The sequence below is a fragment of the Duganella sp. GW821-FHT07G03 genome, assembly GCF_059418605.1.
Genome location: NZ_JBWKQE010000012.1, coordinates 22,099 through 38,018 on the forward strand (window position 1 = coordinate 22,099; position 15,920 = coordinate 38,018).

10 protein-coding genes are annotated in these 15,920 nt (G+C 67.3%); all 10 read left to right on the forward strand.

Annotation, left to right across the window (positions count from 1 at the left end; genetic code table 11):
- Positions 1-15 precede the first annotated feature (15 nt).
- The 10 genes from fliJ to AC07OK_RS16615 all read left to right on the forward strand — a co-directional run bounded on the left by fliJ (position 16) and on the right by AC07OK_RS16615 (position 15,908).
- Positions 16-456, forward strand: a complete 441-nt coding sequence (gene fliJ / locus AC07OK_RS16570; RefSeq protein ID WP_494691350.1) for a flagellar export protein FliJ — start codon at positions 16-18, stop codon at positions 454-456.
- Positions 457-491: 35 nt separating this feature from the next.
- Positions 492-2,186 carry a flagellar hook-length control protein FliK gene (locus AC07OK_RS16575; RefSeq protein WP_494691351.1) on the forward strand — a complete coding sequence of 565 codons (1,695 nt, stop codon included), beginning with the start codon at positions 492-494 and terminating at the stop codon, positions 2,184-2,186.
- Positions 2,187-2,390: 204 nt separating this feature from the next.
- Positions 2,391-2,915, forward strand: a complete 525-nt coding sequence (gene fliL, locus AC07OK_RS16580) for a flagellar basal body-associated protein FliL (RefSeq protein ID WP_494691352.1) — start codon at positions 2,391-2,393, stop codon at positions 2,913-2,915.
- 10 nt (positions 2,916-2,925) lie between these two features.
- A complete protein-coding gene (fliM, locus tag AC07OK_RS16585; protein WP_008451348.1) occupies positions 2,926-3,906 on the forward strand; it encodes a flagellar motor switch protein FliM in 981 nt (326 codons plus the stop codon).
- 44 nt (positions 3,907-3,950) lie between these two features.
- On the forward strand, positions 3,951-4,376 hold the full coding sequence (gene fliN, locus AC07OK_RS16590) for a flagellar motor switch protein FliN (RefSeq protein WP_026334169.1): 426 nt from the start codon (positions 3,951-3,953) through the stop codon (positions 4,374-4,376).
- Positions 4,373-5,035 (forward strand): flagellar biosynthetic protein FliO, encoded by a 663-nt coding sequence (gene fliO / locus AC07OK_RS16595; protein WP_494691353.1) that lies wholly within the window; start codon positions 4,373-4,375, stop codon positions 5,033-5,035. Before fliN ends, fliO begins: the two co-directional genes overlap by 4 nt.
- Positions 5,025-5,801: a flagellar type III secretion system pore protein FliP gene (gene fliP, locus AC07OK_RS16600; protein WP_494691354.1), complete on the forward strand. Its 777-nt coding sequence runs from the start codon at positions 5,025-5,027 to the stop codon at positions 5,799-5,801. Before fliO ends, fliP begins: the two co-directional genes overlap by 11 nt.
- A 9-nt stretch (positions 5,802-5,810) precedes the next feature.
- A complete protein-coding gene (gene fliQ / locus AC07OK_RS16605; RefSeq protein WP_008451355.1) occupies positions 5,811-6,080 on the forward strand; it encodes a flagellar biosynthesis protein FliQ in 270 nt (89 codons plus the stop codon).
- A 96-nt stretch (positions 6,081-6,176) separates the two neighbouring features.
- Positions 6,177-7,019, forward strand: a complete 843-nt coding sequence (gene fliR, locus AC07OK_RS16610) for a flagellar biosynthetic protein FliR (protein ID WP_494691355.1) — start codon at positions 6,177-6,179, stop codon at positions 7,017-7,019.
- A gap of 87 nt (positions 7,020-7,106) precedes the next feature.
- Positions 7,107-15,908: an SPM autocatalytic domain-containing protein gene (locus AC07OK_RS16615; RefSeq protein WP_494691356.1), complete on the forward strand. Its 8,802-nt coding sequence runs from the start codon at positions 7,107-7,109 to the stop codon at positions 15,906-15,908.
- The last annotated feature ends 12 nt before the right edge of the window (positions 15,909-15,920 follow it).

The following is a 15,920-nucleotide window of genomic DNA, read 5'->3' on the forward strand; positions in this document are numbered from 1 at the left end:
TATAATTGAGTCACCATGGCTTCCAAAGCGCAACTTGAAACACTGATGGACCTGGCGCGCCGGGAGTCCGACGATGCCGCCAAGCGGCTGGGCACGGCGCTCAAGGCCGTCGACGAAGCCAAGCAAAAGCACCAGATGCTGGTCGGCTATCGCGACGAGTATGCGAAACGCTTCGAGACGGCGCAGGCGGCCGGCATCACGCCCATGGCTTACCGCAATTTCCAGGCCTTCATGGAAAAGCTGGAGGTGGCGGTCAAGGGCCAGCTGGACATGATCAAGCACGCGGAATACCGCGGCGAGCAGGAAAAGGCCGCGTGGCAGGCCAGCGAACGCAAGCGCATGTCCTACTCCACCCTGAACGACCGGGCGGCGGCCGAAGCGCTCAAGCTGGAAAACAAGCGCGACCAGAAGCAGATGGACGAACACGCAGCACGGCAGGCCCACTACAAACGCTGACCCATTTAGACGCAACCAACCGACACGGCGCCATCATGCAAACCCAGAATCTCCAAATTCCTACCCTGAACGCCAACGCAGTGGCGGCGCCCAAGGTGAACCTGAATCTGAATGCCGGCGGCGCCGACAATACCTTCCAGCGCGCGCTGTCGCGCGAGATGGACCAGCGCCAGGCCAACGCCGGCAACGCCAACACCAGCCCCAACCTCGGCGCCAAGGCGCCCGAGCGCCCTGCCGCCTCGCGCCCGTCCGCGCCCAAGCAGGCGCAGCAGGCCAAGCCGACCCAGCCGCAAAACCAGCAAGCCGATGCGGCCGACAACAACCAGGCCGTCGCCAGGAACGACACCCAGGCCGCGCCCGCCGCGCCGGCGCCGGCCAAGACCCCTGCCAAGGACAGCAGCGCCAGCGCCGACGACAGCGCCGATAGCGCCGCCAGCGACGCCCAGGCCGCCGCCCAGGCCGATCCGGTGGCCGACATGCTGGCCCTGGTGGCCGCCTTCAACCAGCCGGCAACGCCGGTGGCCGCGCCGGTCGTCAGCGCAGCCGACACCTCGGCAGCCAACGCCGCCGTGAGCGCCGCCGACCTGGCCGCCCAGGCCGCCGCCGCCGCCGTGGCCGCCGCCGCCGCGGCGACCTCGGCAACCGCCGCAGGCGCCGCCAGCGACGAGGCCAGCACCGCGGTGAGCGCCAACGCGGCCGCCGCCCTGCCCGCCACCGCCGCGCAGGCCGCCGCCACGCTGGCCACCGATACGTCGAAAACCGCCCAGAGCGGCGCCGACACCGATGCGGCCGCCGATTTCAAGGCCGCCTTGGCGAAAGCCGGCTCGACCGCCCAAAGCACCGTCGATGCGGCCGCCGACGCCGCCGCGGCAGCCGCCAAGGCCGCCTCCGCCGCCAGCACCACGGCCGCCGCCACCGTCGTTGCCGCCAGCCCTGCCCCGGCCAAGCCGGTGACGGCCGACAGCAAGCCGGTCAGCGCCATACCCGACGGCCCGGTCATCGACACCCTGTCCGACACCAGCGACGCCGCGCCAGCCGCCCCGGCCGAACCGGCCGCCCCGATCAAGGTCGGTCCCGGCATGGAGCAGGCGGACCAGGTGGCCCGCGCCACGCCGCGCCAGTCCGATCCGCTGCAACCCGTGTTCAGCGGCAAGACCACGCAACCGGCCGAAGCGGCGCCGGTGCTCAAGGAAGCCGCCCCGGCCATCACCATCGCGCCTGGCGCGCAAGCGGCGCTGGAAGCGGCCAAGACCGCCGTCAGCGCCGTGCCGACGGACAAGCTCAGCAGCCGTGTCGGCAGCCAGGCCTGGGATCAGCAACTGGGGCAGAAGATCATCTTCATGGCCGCAGGCGGCGAGCAGAGCGCCACCATGGAATTGAATCCGCCCGACCTCGGCCCGCTGCAAGTGGTGCTGAGCATCAACAAGGACCAGGCCACCGCCGCCTTCAGCTCGGCCCAGCCGGAAGTGCGCCAGGCGCTGGAAGCGGCCATGCCCAAGCTGCGCGAAATGATGAGCGAGGCCGGCATCCAGCTGGGCAACGCCACCGTCTCGGCCGGCATGTCCAACCAGAACAACGGTTTTAACCAGCAGGCCAGCTCGGCGCAGAGCGGCGGCGGCCACCGTTCCGGCGCCAGCCTGGCCGGCGACAGCGGCGGCGCGATCGAGGCGCCGCGCAGCGCCCCGCCGGCGCGCCGCGTGCCGGCCGGCGCGGTCGACACCTTCGCCTGATCGCGCCGCGGCCGCGACAAAAACCGGGATCGGCCACCCTGCCTCCCGGTTTTGTTGTTTGTTTCACTACGGAAACCTCAAGCAGTGCCCGGATCGCCCTTCTTTTCGACGTATGCACTGCCGCAGTCCCAAGCGATAATGACATAATGGCGTCATGATCCACTTCCGCACCTTGCAAGGGCAATTTTGAAAGCGAACCCAAAAATGAAAGCCGATCAGAAAGTTGAAGCAGCCCCTAGCGGCGGCGGCAGCAAAAAACTGATCATCATCATCCTGGCGGTGGTCCTGCTCTTGGGCGCGGCCGGCGGTGGTGCGGCCTGGTTCTTCTTGCATGGCAAGGCCGACGCCGGCGAGGAAGAAGCGCCGGTCAAGAGCAAGGGCAAGAACGCCAAGAAGGTCAAGGCCGGTCCGCCGGAATACGTGCCGGTCGAGCCGTTCACGGTCAACCTGCAGCCGGGCGACAACGGCGGCGACCAGTACCTGCAAATCGCCTTCACGCTGGAAGTGGGCGGGCTGGAGGAGAAGGAAAACGTCAAGAACAATATGGCCAAGGTGCGCAGCCGCATGCTGCTGCTGCTGTCGAGCAAGCGCGCCATGGACATCAATACGCCGGAAGGCAAGGTCCAGCTGGCCAAGGAAATCATTACCCAGCTCAAGGAACCGTTCGAAGACCGCGGCTCGTCACAGGACATCGAAGATGTGCTGTTCACCTCGTTTATCATTCAGTAAGTAGAACGTCATGGCTGATAATTTTCTCTCCCAGGAAGAAGTCGATGCCCTGCTGAAGGGCGTCAACGGCGACCAGGACGACGTCCAGGCGCAGGAAGACGTCGCGGGAGTACGAACGTATAACCTGGCCACCCAGGAACGTATCGTCCGTGGGCGCATGCCGACGCTGGAGATTATCAACGAGCGCTTCGCCCGCCTGTTGCGGGTCGGCCTGTTCAACTTCCTGCGCCGCAGCGCCGAAGTCTCGGTCGGTTCGGTGCGGGTCTCCAAGTATTCCGAGTTCATCCGCAACCTGGTGGTGCCGACCAACCTCAACCTGGTGCACATGAAGCCGCTGCGCGGCACCGCGCTGATGGTGTTCGATCCGGGCCTGGTGTTCCTGCTGGTGGACAATCTGTTCGGCGGCGACGGCCGTTTCCACACCCGCGTCGAGGGCCGCGACTTTACCCAGACCGAGCAGCGCATCATCCTGCGCATCCTGGACATCGTGTTCGAGGCCTACACCAAGTCGTGGGAACCGGTCTATCCGGTCGAGTTCGAGTACATCCGTTCGGAAATGAATACCCAGTTCGCCAACATCGCCACCCCGAACGAGGTGGTGGTGGCGTCCACCTTCACGGTGGAGCTCGGTTCGGTGTCGGGCCAGATCCACTTCTGCATGCCGTACTCGATGATCGAGCCGATCCGCGATTCGCTGACCTCCAGCCTGCAGGGCGAGGCGCTGGAAGTGGACAAGCGCTGGATCCGCCTGATGACGCAGCAGATCCAGATCGCCGAGGTGGAGATCGTCGCCTCGCTGGGCACGGCCAAGGTCAATTTCGACGAGATCCTCAATATGCGCGTGGGCGACATCATCCCGCTGACCATCCCGGAACTGCTGTCGGCCACGGTCGACGGCGTGCCGGTCATGGATTGCAGCTATGGCGTGATGAACGGACAATACGCGCTCAAGGTGGAGAAATTGCTGGCCAATGCCGATAACATCAAATAACACCGGCGCAACCGCTGCCGGCGACCGCAATACAGGAGAGAAGCATGTCGGATAATCAAGACGATACGATGGACGACGATCCGTGGGGCGCGGCCATTGCCGAGCAAGCCCAGGCGGAAGCGGCCGCGTTGGAGAAACAGCAGTCGCAGGCGGCCAGCGCCGCCGTGTTCACGGATTTTTCCAGCACGCCGAGCAAGACCGAAACCCATAACGACATCGACTTCATCCTCGATATCCCGGTCCAGCTGACGGTCGAACTGGGCCGCACCAAGATCGCCATCAAGAACCTGCTGCAACTGGCGCAGGGCTCGGTGGTGGAGCTGGACGGCCTGGCCGGCGAGCCGATGGACGTGCTGGTCAACGGCTGCCTGATCGCCCAGGGCGAGGTGGTGGTGGTGAACGACAAGTTCGGTATCCGCCTGACCGACATCATCACGCCGTCCGAACGTATCCGAAAACTGAATAAATGACGCACCGACTGACCTTGGCTCTGATCCTCGCGGCGGCCTTGGCCGCCGCGCCTGCAATGGCCCAGCGCAGCGTGTCGGGCACCATCGGCGGCCAGCATGCGGCCGGCGCACCGGCTGCTGCCACGGCAACGCCGCCGGCCGCCCAAGCGCCTGCCGCCGCAGCGGCCGCCACGGCAACGGCAGCCACCGCTGCCAGCGCCCCGGCTGACGTGCCTGCTGCGGCGCCGGCGCCGGCGGCTACCGCGGCGACGGCGCCCCCCGCCGCCCCCGGCCCGCTGGCGATGACCATCCCCACCCCGCAAACGGCGGCCACCTCGGCCGGCGGCGGCCTGCTGCAGACCACCTTCGCGCTGATGTTCGTGCTGGCCCTGCTGGTCGGCCTGGCCTGGTTCCTGAAGCGCTACGGCCCCAAGAACTTTGGCGGCGGCAACAGCAACATCAAGCTGGTCGGCGCGCTCAGCGTCGGCACGCGCGAGCGCATCCTGGTGGTGGAAGTGGGCGAACAATGGATCGTGGTCGGCGCCTCGCCGGGCCGCATGAACGCGCTGGCCACCATGCCGCGCCAGGAAAGCAGCGTCGCGGCCACCACCGCCGCGCTGCCGACCGCCAACTTCGCCGAGTGGTTCAAACAAACGATAGACAAGCGCAATGGCAAATAAGCAGGCCGGCATCACCCAGGCTACGGCCGTCAAATCCCTGTTGATGCTGGCCGCGCTGGCGCTGCCGCTCGCGGCCGGCGCCGATTCCAGCATCGGCATCCCGGCCTTCAACGCCGCGCCGGCGCCGGGCGGCGGCACCAGCTACACGCTGCCGATCCAGACCATGCTGCTGATGACGGCGCTGACCTTCATCCCGGCGGCGCTGTTGTTGATGACCAGCTTCACCCGCATCATCATCGTGCTGTCGCTGCTGCGCCAGGCGCTGGGCACGCAGTCGGCGCCGCCCAACCAGGTGATGGTCGGGCTGGCGCTGTTCCTGACCTTGTTCGTCATGGGCCCCACCTTCGACAAGATCTACACCGAGGCCTACCTGCCGCTGCAGGAAAACAAGATCAACATGAGCGCGGCCATGGACAAGGGCGCGGCACCACTAAAAACTTTCATGATGAAGCAAACCCGGCAGGCCGACCTGGCCTTGTTCGTCAAATTGTCGCGCAGCCCTGCGCTGCAAGGGCCGGAAGACGTGCCGCTGCGCATCCTGGTGCCGGCTTTCGTCACCAGCGAACTGAAAACCGCGTTCCAGATCGGCTTCGCCATCTTTATTCCATTTCTGATTATCGACATGGTGGTCGCCTCTGTACTGATGTCGATGGGGATGATGATGATGTCGCCGGCCGTGATCTCGCTGCCGTTCAAGCTGATGCTGTTCGTGCTGGTGGACGGCTGGCAACTCTTGCTCGGTTCGCTGGCCCAGAGTTTTTACTAGGAGAGCGCCATGACACCGGAAAGTGTGATGACCATGGGCCGCCACGCCATGGAGGTGACCTTGATGATCGCCGCCCCGATGCTGCTGGTGGCGCTGATCATCGGCCTGGTGGTCAGCATCTTCCAGGCCGCCACCCAGATCAACGAGGCGACGCTGTCCTTCATCCCCAAGCTGGTCGGCATCTTCGTGGCGCTGGTGGTGGCCGGGCCGTGGATGCTGTCGGTCATGCTCGACTACATGCGCGAAGTGTTCGGCGGCATCCCCGGCCTGGTCGGCTAGATATTTTGCCAAGATGTAACAATTTACGATTCAATAAGAAATTGACTTAAAATAAGAAGGTTGATGCTCGGTGGAAATAAATAGGGAAAACGCCTCATGATTTCGTTCTCCACTGCCGATATCAATCTGTGGATCGCGGGTTTGTTGTGGCCGCTCACGCGCATCCTGGGGCTGCTGGCGGCAGCGCCGCTGTTCGGCAATTCCAGCGTGCCGGCCACGGTCAAGCTCAGCCTGGGCGTGCTGCTGGCCATGGTGGTGGCGCCGGCCGTGCCGCTCCTGCCGGGCTCGGATCCGACGTCGCTGGCCGGGCTGCTGATCCTGGCGCAGGAGATGCTGATCGGGCTGGCGATGGGCTTCAGTATCCGCATCGTGTTCGCGGCGGTGGAGATGGCGGGAGAAATCTCCAGTTTGACCATGGGCCTGGGGTTCGCGACGTTTTTCGACCCCAACACCCAGGGCCGCTCCTCGGCGATCAGCCAGTTCCTGGCGCTGGTGGCGACCATGACGTTCCTGGCGGTGAACGCCCACCTGGTGTTGCTGTCGGTGCTGGTGGAAAGTTTTTACACGCTGCCGGTGTCGGCCGCGCCGGTCTATGGCGGCGGCTTCAAGCAGCTGGCCGACTGGGGCGGCAAGATATTCAGCACCGGTGTGCAGCTGTCGCTGCCCATCGTCGCCGCTTTACTGATTACCAACGTTGCGCTGGGCATCTTGACCCGCGCGGCGCCGCAACTGAATTTGTTTGGCATCGGGTTTCCGATTACTTTAGGTGTAGGTTTGCTGGTCATCGCCATGACACTCCCGTACTTGGCGACGCCCGTGCAAAACCTGTTTTTGGAAGGCATGGAACGCGCGCGGCTGATGCCGCGCACCTGGTCGCAGCGCCCGGACGCAGCCCGACCGGCAAACTTGCCGGTTCGGCCTCCGGGGCCGCGCCCATAGCGAAATTCAATAGCCGACCAGCATGTTTTTTGGTTTCCATGAGGCAATTATGCGCGTATCATGGGGGCTCCCCGGGAGAACAACGCAATGACTACGATCGTAACCAGTTTCACAACCGACCAGATCGTCAGCCTCACGGTTGGACAGATCGGCCTGTTCACGACCGAAGACATGCAGGCGCTCAACTCCGACCAGCTCGGCGTCATGAGTTCGACCCAGGTGCGCGCCATCACCACCCTGCAACTGAACTACCTGACCACCGACGCCCTGCCCGGCCTGACCACCAACAACATTCCGCTGCTGACCCAGGTCCAGCTGGCCGCGCTCAACACCGACCTGATCGGCGCCCTCAGCACCGACCAGATCGTCGCGCTCAGCACCCGCGAAATGCAGGCGCTGACCAGCGGCCAGCTCAACCGGCTGAGCTCGGACCAGGTCGTCGCGCTGGAAACGGCGGACCTGCACGCGCTGTCGACCGCCCAGCTGAGCCTGCTGGGCTCCGACCAGGTCGCCAGCCTGACCACCGACCAGCTCGGCTCGCTGGCCAGCCTGCAGCTGCGCGCCTTCAGCACCGGCGCCGTGCAAGCCATCGCCACCGACCACATCCAGTCGCTGGCCACCGCCATGCTGGCGCAATTGACCACCGCCCAGCTCAACGCCCTGACCGTGGACCAGCTGGCCGCCATCGGCTCCGACCAGATCGCCGCCCTGAGCTCGCTCCAACTGAGCTCCTTGTCGACCGCCTCGCTGATCAACCTCAGCAGCGACCAGATCGCCGCGCTGGAAACCCGCGACCTGATCTGGCTGAGCAGCAGCCAGGTCGGCGCGCTGACCGCGCTGCAACTGCCCGGCCTGAGCACCGACCAGATGCACGCGCTGCGCAGCAATGAAATCGCCGCGCTCACCACCGACCAGCTGCCGGTGCTGAGCACCGACCAGATCAACGCGCTGAGCGCGCTGGCCGCGCTCAATTCCGCCCAGATCGGCGTGCTGACCACCGAGCAGCTCACTTCGCTGACCACCAAGACCATCGCCGCCCTCAGCAGCGCCCAGCTGAAGGCGCTCAACGCCGGCCAGCTGCAGGCCCTGAACAGCGACCAGATCATTGCCCTGTCGACCGCCCAGGTGGCCGCGCTGACCACCGATGCGCTCACCGCGCTGACCACCGACCAGATGCTGGCGATCGAGACGCGCGACATCAACGCCCTCACCACCGCCCAGATCCGCGTCCTCAGCAGCGACCAGCTGGTGGCACTCAACAGCGCCCAGATCGCCGCCCTGAGCAGCGCCGACGAAGCCGCCCTGCTGCCCGACCAGCTGGCCGCGCTGACCACCGACCAGATCATCGCGCTGAAAACCATGGCGCCGCTGGGCACGCTGCAAATCCAGGCGCTGACCACCGACCAGCTGATCGCGCTGCAAAGCAAGGCCATCGTCAACCTCAGCAGCGTGCAGCTGGCGGCGCTGACGCTCGACCAGGTGCAAGCGTTGAGCAGCGACCAGATCATCGCGCTGACGGCGCTCCAGTACAGCAACATGAGCAGCAATATGCTCAACGAGCTCACCAGCACCCAGATCGGCCAGATCGAAACCCGCGACATCGCCGCGCTGCGCTCGGTGCAGATCGCCCGCCTGTCGACCGACCAGCTGGTGGTGCTGCTCAGCGAGCAGTTCGCCGCGCTCAGCAGCAGCGCCATCGCCGCCCTCAGCACCGACCAGATCAGCGTGCTGACCACCGACCAGCTCAACGCGCTGTCGACGCTGGCGGGCCTGTCGAGCCGCCAGATCAGCTCCTTCACCACCGCGCAGCTGAGCGCCTTGTCCACCCACAACCTGGCTACCCTGGCCAGCAACCAGCTGCGGGCGCTGAACTCGGACCAGATCCAGTCGCTGACCACCGACCAGATCGTCGCGCTCAGCGCGGCCCAGTTCCGCGGCCTGAGCTCGGCCGCCATCGCCGCCCTCAGCACCGACCAGGTCGTCGCCATCGAGACCCGCGACATCGCCGGCCTCAACACCCAGCAAGTCAACCAGCTGGGCACCGACCAGATCGTCGCGCTCAACACCGCCCAGATCGCCGCGCTGAACTCGGCCGACACCGCGGCCCTGAGCACCGACCAGGTGCAGGCCCTGAGCAGCGCCCAGCTGGACGCGCTGCGCTTCCTGACGGCGCTGACCACGCGCCAGATCCGCGCGCTCACCACCGGCCAGATCGGCAGCCTGACGACCGCCGACCTGACCAGCCTGACCACCCGCCAGTTCACCGCCTTCACCAGCGACCAGCTGCAAGCGCTGACCACCGACCAGATCATCGCGCTCAACTCCGCCCAGCTGGTGGCGCTGAGCACCGGCGCCCTGAGCGCGCTGTCGACCGACGCCATCGCCGCCATCGAAACGCGCGACATCCGCGCGCTGCGCAGCGCCCAGATCGCCCAGCTGAGCACCGACCAGATCGTCGCGCTCACCACCGACCAGCTGGCCGCCTTCACCACCGGCGAAATCCGCGCGCTGACCGCGGACCAGCTGTCGGTGCTGAGCAGCGCGCAGATCGTCGCGCTGTCGACGCTGGGCCCGCTGGTCACCAAGCAGCTCGTCGGCCTGACCACCGACCAGATCGCGCAGATGACGACCACCGACTTCGCGTCGCTGCTGACCAACCAGCTGGCCGCCTTCAACAGCGTCCAGGCCGCCGCGATCAGCAGCGACCAGGTGCTGGCGATGTCGACCGCGCAAGTGCGCGCCCTGAGCACCGACGCCATCGCCGCGCTCGGCACGGACCGCATCGCCGCGCTGCGCAACGCCGACCTGATCTCGCTGAGCACGCGCCAGATCGCGGCCCTGGGCAGCGACCAGTTGGCGGCGCTGAGCACGCAACAATTGCGGGTGCTGACCACCGCCGAGGTGGCCGCCCTGACGCTGACCCAGATCGCCGCCCTGACGTCCGGGCAGATCGACGCCCTGGCCACGCTGGCCGCGCTGACCACCCGCCAGCTGGCCGTGTTCAGCACCGACCAGCTGTCGACGCTGAACCTGGCCGACCTGCGCGCGCTGAGCTCGCGCCAGATCCACGCGCTCAACACCGACCAGCTGGTCGCGCTCACCAGCGACCAGATCGCCGGCATGCTGCCGGCCCAGCTGCGCGGCATCGCCGCCGCCGACATGGCGGCGCTGACCACCGCGCAGATCGCCGCGCTGACCAATGCCGAACTGGTCTCGCTGAGCACCGCGCAGCTGGTCAACCTGAGCACCGACCAGATCGTCGCGCTGAGCACCCACCAGATCACCGGCCTGAGCACGCAGGAAATCGCCGCCCTCAGCTCCGACCAGAAGGCGGCGCTGAGCAGCGACCAGCTGGGCGCGCTCAGTTCGCTGGCCAGCTTCTCGACCGCCGCCATCGCCGCCCTCACGACCGCCCAGATCGCCTCGCTGCCGCTGGCCATCCTGGCCGGCCTGACCACGCGCCAGATCGCCGCGCTGACCACCGACCAGATCATGGCGCTGACCACCGACGAGATCGTCGCACTGGGCACCGCCCAGTTCCGCGTGCTCAGCAGCGACCAGATCGCCGTGCTCAGCTCCGACCAGGTGCAGGCCATCGAGCTGGTCGACCTGCAGGCGCTGTCGACCCGCCAGGTCACCGCCCTGACCACCAACCAGCTGAGCGTGCTGACGCCGGGCCAGTTCGGCGCGCTCAGCACGCGCGACATCGCCAGCCTGAGCACCCAGCAGATCGCCGCCCTGTCGACCGCCCAGGTGGCCAGCTTCGCCACGCTGGCGCCACTGACCAGCACCCAGATCGCCGCCCTCACCACCCTGCAGATCGCCAGCCTGGCGCTGGCCAAGATCGCCACGCTGAAAACCAGCCAGATCGCCGGCCTGACCAGCCTGCAAGTGGGCGCGCTCACCACCGACCAAATCGTCGCGCTGAGCACGGCCCAGGTGCGCAGCCTGAACGCCGCCACCCTGGCCGCGCTGTCGACCGACCAGATCGCCGCGATCGAAGTGGTGGACGTGGCCGCGCTGGGCACCGGCCAGATCACCGCCCTGTCGAGCGACCAGCTGGCGGCGCTGACGGCCGGCCAGTTCGCCGCGCTCAGCACCCGCACCCTGGCCAGCCTGACCACCGACCAGATCGCCAGCCTGCTGCTGGCCCAGGTCGACAGCCTGGCCTCGCTGGCGCCGCTGACCACCAACCAGCTGCTGGCGCTCACCAGCGCGCAACTGGCCAGCCTGGGCCTGGCCCAGATCGCCACCCTGAGCACCCGCCAGCTCAACGCGCTGGCCAGCGCCCAGCTGCAGGCGCTGACCACCGACCAGATCGTCGCGCTCGACACCAAACAGATCCGCGGCCTCGGCGCCGCCAGCCTGAACGCGCTGAGCACCGACCAGATCGCCGCCATCGAGCTGGTCGACATCGCCGCGCTGCGCACCGTCCAGGTCGCCGCGCTGGGCACCAGCCAGGTCGCCGCGCTGACCTTGGCCCAGCTGGGCGCCTTCACCTCGCAGGAAATCGCCGCGCTGACCACCCGCCAGCTGGGCGTGCTCACCACCGACCAGTTCGCAGCACTGGGCAGTCTGGCCGGCCTCAGCACACGCCAGATCGGCGGCCTGTCGAGCGACCAGATCATCGCGCTGACGCCGGCCCAGGTGGCCGCCCTCAAGACGGCCCAGATGGCCGCCTTCAGCACCGCCCAGATCCAGTACTTCACCAGCGACCAGATCCCGCTGCTGAGCACCGGCCAGGTGCGGGCGCTGTCGGCCGCCGTCATCGCCGCGCTGACCACCGACCAGATCCTTGAACTGAACGGCGCCGACCTGGCCGCGCTGAAAACCAACCAGCTGATGGCGCTCACCAGCGACCAGCTGGGCGCGCTGTCGCTGACCCAGTACGGCACCCTGATCAACAGCGAAATCGCGGCCCTGACCACCCGCCAGCTGAGCTTCCTGACCAGCGACCAGATCGCCGCGCTCAACAACCTGGGCGCGCTGACCACCTTGCAGATCAGCGCCCTGAGCACCGACCAGCTGGGCGCGCTGACCGCCCAGCGCTTCGCCACGCTGAGCACCAGGCAACTGGCGGCGCTGACCAACCAGCAGGTGCTGGGCATCAGCAGCGACCAGATCGTCGCCCTCTCGACCGCCCAGATCCGCTCCCTCAACACCGCCCTGCTGGTCGCGCTGAGCACCGACCAGATCGACGCCATCGAAGCGCTGGACTTCGCGGCCATGAGCAGCGCCCAGCTGCGCGCGCTGACCACCAACCAGATGCAGGCGCTGCTGACCGACCAGCTGCACGCGCTCAGCCAGGCCGCCATCTCCGCCTTCTCGCAAGCCCAGCTGGCGGTGCTGAGCAACGCCCAGGCCAGCGCGCTGGGCAACCTGGCCGACTATTCGACGTTGCAGATCGCCGCCATGTCGACCACCCGCATCGCCAATATGTCGCTGGTCGACATCGACCTGCTGAGCACGCGCCAGATCGGCGCGCTGTCCTCGCTGCAAGTGTCGGTGCTCAACAGCGACCAGATCATCGAACTGAACGGCGCCCAGGTGGCCGCCATCAGCGTGGCCGCGCTGGCCGGCCTGAGCACCGACCAGATCACCGCCATCGAAGCGGGCGACCTCACGCTGCTGAAAACGGCCCAGTTGCAGGCGCTCAGCAGCGACCAGTTGCAAGCGCTGACCAGCGACCAGATCGGCGCGCTGACGAGCCGCGAACTGGCTGCGCTGAAGGCGGGCCAGGTTGCGCTGCTGACCACCAGCCAGCTGGTCAACGTGAACAATATCGGCGCCATGACCTCGGCGCAGATCCGCGCCCTGGGCTCCGACCAGCTGAGTTCCCTGCTGCCGTCGCAGATCGGCGCGCTGCGCACCGCCCAGATCGCCGCGTTGAGCAACACCCAGATCGTCAACCTGGGCAGCGACCAGATCATCGCGCTGACCACCGCCGACATGCTGGCGCTGAACACGCGCACGCTGGCCGCGCTGACCACCGACCAGGTGGTGGCGCTCGAGCTGGCCGACATCGCCGCCCTGCGCTCGGCGCAACTGGTGTCGCTGACCACCGACCAGATCGTCGCCATCAACACCAGCCAGATCGCCGCGCTGGCCAGCGGCGCCATCGCCGCGCTGACGGTCAACCAGGTGCGCGCGCTCACCACCGACCAGATCGTCAACCTGACGGAGACGCAGTTCCGCGCGCTGTCGACCAAGGCCATCGCCACCCTCAGCACCGACCAGTTCGTCGCGATCGAGCTGGCCGACCTGGCCGCCTTGCGCAGCGGGCAGATCCGCGCGCTGACCTCCGACGAGCTGGTCAGCATGACCAGCACCCAGCTGACCAACCTGAGCACCGCGCAGATCGCCGCCCTGAGCAGCACCCAGCTGAGTTTCCTGACGCCGGACCAGTTCGTGCTGCTCGGTTCGCTGGGTTCGCTCAACACCACCCAGGTCTCGACCCTGACCACCGACCGCATCCAGGCGCTCAGCGACGACCAGCTGGGCGCGCTGAGTAGCGGCCAACTGGCGGCGCTCAGCAGCCGCCAGGTGCAAGCCTTCACCACCCACCAGATCGTGCAACTGTCGCTGGCGCAGTGGCGCGCGCTGAGCACCTCGGCGCTGCGCGGCCTGTACAGCGACCAGATCGCCGCGATGGAAGTGGAAGACCTGTCCGGCCTGAAAACCGCCCAGATCGCCTCGCTGAGCACCTTGCAGATTGCGCTGCTCAGCATCGACCAGTTCGGCGTGCTGACCACGGCCGAAGTGGCCGCGCTGACCGCCACCCAGGCCAAGGCCCTGACCACCGACCAGCTCAACGGCCTGGCCACGCTGGCCGGCCTGACCACCTTGCAGGTCAGCGCGCTGACCACCGACCAGCTGGTCTCGCTCAACGGCGACCACATGGTGACCTTGCGCACCGCGCAGATCGCCGCGCTGACCAAAAACCAGCTGCAAGCGATCACCTCCGACCAGTTGGCCGGCCTGAGCACCGCGCAGATGCGCGCGCTGAGCGTGACCGCGCTGGCCGGCCTGAGCACCGACCAGATCCAGGCGATCGGGCAGGACGACATCGCCGCGCTCAGCAGCCTGCAACTGAACTCGCTGACCAAGGCCCAGTTCTCGTCGCTGACGCTGGCCCAGGTCAGCAGCCTGGCGACCCAGCAGATCGCCACGCTGAGCCCGGGCGACATCACGGCCCTGAGCACCCAGCAACTCAATACGCTCAGCACCCTGGGCGTGCTCAACGCCGGCCAGGTGGCGGCGCTCACGTCCGACCAGCTGGGCAGCATCGACGTCGACCACTTCGCCACGCTGCGTTCGGCGCAGATCGCCGCGCTGACCTTGAAGCAGATGTCGCTGCTGACCACCGACCAGCTGGGCGCGCTGAGCACCCAGCAGGCGCGCGGCCTGAACATGACCACGCTGAGCACCGACCAGATCGCCTCGCTGAATATCGACGCGGTCGCCGCGCTCAGCTCGGCCCAGCTGGTCACGCTCAAGACCAACCAGCTCGCCGCGCTGACCGGCACCCAGTTCGCCGCGCTGTCGACCCGCTCGCTGGCCTCGCTGGCGGTGACGCAGATCCGCGGCCTGAGCACCGACCAGCTGGCCGCGCTCGGTTCGCTGAGCGCCTTCACGCCGACCCAGATCACCGGCTTCAGCTCCGACCAGATCGTCGGCCTGTCGATCGACATGATCAATGGCTTGCGCACCGCCCAGATCGCCGCCTTCGGTGCGACCCAGTCGCTGGGCCTGACCACGGCGCAGATCTCCTCGCTCGATCCGACCCTGGTGGCGGCGATGTCGGTGGCCGCGCTCAACGCGCTCAGCGCCGACCAGGTCCATTCCTTCGACGGCAACGACATCGTGGCGCTGAAGACCGCGCAGCTGTCCAACCTGACGGCGACCACCATCGCCAACTTCAGCGCCGGCCAGGTGGCCGCCTTCACCACCGCGCAGATGCGTTCGCTCAAGGCCAGCCAGATCAAGGCGCTGACGCTGGAGCAGCTCGCCGCCCTGACCGTGACCGAAATCTCGGTGATGGCCGCGACCCAGGTGTGCGCGCTGACCGCCGACCAGCATGCGGCGCTGACCGCCGAGCAACTGGCGGTGCTGCCGCTGGGCAGTCCGCTGATCCTCGACCTGAACGGCAACGGCATCAGCACGCTGGGCCTGGACGCCGGCGTCAAGTTCGACCTGTACGCCGACGGCGATCGGCTCAACACCGGCTGGGTAGGCCAGGGCGACGGCCTGCTCGCGCTGGACCGCAACCACGACGGCCAGATCAACGACGGCAGCGAGCTGTTCGGCACAGCCACCAACAGCGGCGCCGGCGGCAAGGCCAAGGACGGCTTCGCCGCGCTGGCCGAGCTGGACAGCAACCACGACGGCGTGGTCGACCGCAAGGATGCTCAGTTCAGCGAGCTGCGCGTGTGGGTGGACGCCAACGCGGACGGCGTCAGCCAGGGCGACGAACTGAAGACGCTGGCAAGCCTGGGCATCGCCAGCCTGACGGTGGCCGCCACCAAGGTGAGCGAGCTGGACAACAACAACTGGATCGGTTTGCGTTCCAGCTACACCAGCACCGACGGCACGGTGAGCCAGATGGCCGACGTCTGGTTCCTGGCCAGCCGGGCGGCGCAAGCGAGCGCGCTGACGCAGGCGATCAACAGCTACGGCCAGCAGGCCGGCGTGGCGGACGGCGGCAACAGCGCCAGCGGCCAGCTGACGCCGGCGCCGACGGCGCCCGGTCTGGCCGGCCATGTCGCCGCGCTGGCCGAGCAGCTGCAGCACTACGACGCCACCACCGTCCTGAGCGGCAGCGCCACGGCCGGCGAGCAAGACTGGTTCCGCAGGCAAAGCACCGCCAGCGGCATCCTGGCAGCCAAATAACCACGGGGGTCA

Coding starts and splice junctions, on each gene's coding strand:
- fliR (WP_494691355.1), top strand. CDS start 6,177: ATGATTTCGTTCTCCACTGCCGATATCAATCTGTGGATCGCGGGTTTG.
- fliM (WP_008451348.1), top strand. CDS start 2,926: ATGGCTGATAATTTTCTCTCCCAGGAAGAAGTCGATGCCCTGCTGAAG.
- fliN (WP_026334169.1), top strand. CDS start 3,951: ATGTCGGATAATCAAGACGATACGATGGACGACGATCCGTGGGGCGCG.
- fliQ (WP_008451355.1), top strand. CDS start 5,811: ATGACACCGGAAAGTGTGATGACCATGGGCCGCCACGCCATGGAGGTG.
- AC07OK_RS16615 (WP_494691356.1), top strand. CDS start 7,107: ATGACTACGATCGTAACCAGTTTCACAACCGACCAGATCGTCAGCCTC.
- AC07OK_RS16575 (WP_494691351.1), top strand. CDS start 492: ATGCAAACCCAGAATCTCCAAATTCCTACCCTGAACGCCAACGCAGTG.
- fliJ (WP_494691350.1), top strand. CDS start 16: ATGGCTTCCAAAGCGCAACTTGAAACACTGATGGACCTGGCGCGCCGG.
- fliP (WP_494691354.1), top strand. CDS start 5,025: ATGGCAAATAAGCAGGCCGGCATCACCCAGGCTACGGCCGTCAAATCC.
- fliO (WP_494691353.1), top strand. CDS start 4,373: ATGACGCACCGACTGACCTTGGCTCTGATCCTCGCGGCGGCCTTGGCC.
- fliL (WP_494691352.1), top strand. CDS start 2,391: ATGAAAGCCGATCAGAAAGTTGAAGCAGCCCCTAGCGGCGGCGGCAGC.